We start from the raw sequence: 1467 nt of genomic DNA on the forward strand, positions 1-1467 counted from the left end.
CTCTTAAATACTAGAAAAGAATATTAATTGTTATTTATACTCTAATGCATAAACATGGCAAAATGATGCAGAACTGCCGGTCCAAATTTTATCTGGTTCCGCATAAACAACAAGGTTATTTTTTGCCTGATATGCAGCTATTAACATACTAAGCATAGCGTTGAATCCTGGTTCACTTTTGTTAAACCAAAACCCATTACAATTTTCAAATTTTGAGGCAATAGTAAATGCAACATCACCATTACCATACTGAGAGTAGCTTAAAACTTTATGTATTGTGGTAACAGGTGAGCCAATATAATCAGCAGAATAAACAAAACCACTACAAACAACAGATAAACAGAGAAAAAGTTGAGCCAGATATTTCATTGTCTTCATTTCCGATAACACTATAAATATACTTACGTAAGCATCATAATTTTGATTAATTTTAGATATAAACAAATATAACTATAATTAATATCGTACACTAAGAGTCATTCACGCCTAAAACAGCGGCGAGATTTTAACACCCAACGAACCGCATCACAAAAATTTTGTTATAATTATAATGCAGCCTGAACGGGCTCTCCCTCCAGTCCAACGTCTTCCTCTCTCAGTATATTCAACGCCTGCCGTCTACATACACCATATTTGATGGCTAACCAGTCCGACCGTGAACAACTGCCACCCGACTTTAAAGTTTCATAATCCCGGCGCATCATTTCATTCTGGATCTGCTTAAAAAGCTGTTTTGAGGGTAGCTCGATGTGTTCCCCTTGGTAATAATTACTAAGCTTTTGAGCCTGCTCCAAGCCTAAGAGTGCTACGAGTGCATGGCTATCTGTCATTTGATGTGGAATATATAAACGTGTACCGCCTAGGTGTTGCCCTAATCTAATGGCGGCATCATGACCTATGACTTCGGCTAATTCATGTAATACACTCATGGTCTATCCCCCTATAACCAATATACACCATTAAATAGTCAACTGTCTTTCGTGTAACAATTGACGAATGACACCGATAGCTCGACCACTTTTGATCAGTTCACCATCACAGCGATACACAAGCCAACCTAACGCCATTGCTTCATGGTATTTTTCCAGGTCATTGGCAAATCCTTTACCTCGCGTATGTCGTCCATTAACCCAAGCACCACCTTCAACTTCGACGGCAAATTTGCTTTCTTGCCAGGCAAAATCGAATCGCCAACGCCTTTTGGGATGAAAGCGAAATTCTTTTTGAGGTGGTGTCAAGCCAAATCCCTTGATATGGAGTTCCAAAATAGCTTCCAGTTGACTCATTTCAGATTGTTTTCCACTTAAGGGCACCTCTAAAAATTGAACCAAAATTTCAAATTTTTAGGGGAGAGCTTAAATTCTAAAAGGTAAATGCAATTAATTATTATTTAATACTAAAACCCACGTTTTCTGATCTTTATTATGCTAATTCCTACTCTACAAAAGGGATAACTCCCTCTTTTTT

3 protein-coding genes are annotated in these 1467 nt (G+C 37.8%); all 3 read right to left on the reverse strand.

Annotated features, from left to right (window positions below; all coding sequences use genetic code 11):
• Window positions 1-30 precede the first annotated feature (30 nt).
• The 3 genes from KCG35_RS25250 to KCG35_RS25260 all read right to left on the reverse strand — a co-directional run bounded on the left by KCG35_RS25250 (window position 31) and on the right by KCG35_RS25260 (window position 1286).
• Window positions 31-378, reverse strand: coding sequence for a hypothetical protein (locus KCG35_RS25250; RefSeq protein ID WP_215822615.1), 348 nt, complete (start codon window positions 376-378; stop codon window positions 31-33).
• Between the two features lie 167 nt (window positions 379-545).
• The gene (locus tag KCG35_RS25255; protein ID WP_215822616.1) at window positions 546-929 is read right to left on the reverse strand and encodes a hypothetical protein; all 384 of its coding nucleotides are present in this window, start codon (window positions 927-929) and stop codon (window positions 546-548) included.
• Between the two features lie 30 nt (window positions 930-959).
• Window positions 960-1286, reverse strand: coding sequence for a putative endonuclease domain-containing protein (locus KCG35_RS25260; RefSeq protein ID WP_215822617.1), 327 nt, complete (start codon window positions 1284-1286; stop codon window positions 960-962).
• Window positions 1287-1467 lie beyond the last annotated feature (181 nt).

Source organism: Zooshikella harenae, assembly GCF_018837975.1.
GTDB classification, from domain to species: domain Bacteria; phylum Pseudomonadota; class Gammaproteobacteria; order Pseudomonadales; family Zooshikellaceae; genus Zooshikella; species Zooshikella harenae.

What these genes read in the sequence shown, in the direction of transcription:
- KCG35_RS25250 (WP_215822615.1), bottom strand. Translation starts at nt 378, where the DNA reads ATGAAGACAATGAAATATCTGGCTCAACTTTTTCTCTGTTTATCTGTT.
- KCG35_RS25255 (WP_215822616.1), bottom strand. Translation starts at nt 929, where the DNA reads ATGAGTGTATTACATGAATTAGCCGAAGTCATAGGTCATGATGCCGCC.
- KCG35_RS25260 (WP_215822617.1), bottom strand. Translation starts at nt 1,286, where the DNA reads ATGAGTCAACTGGAAGCTATTTTGGAACTCCATATCAAGGGATTTGGC.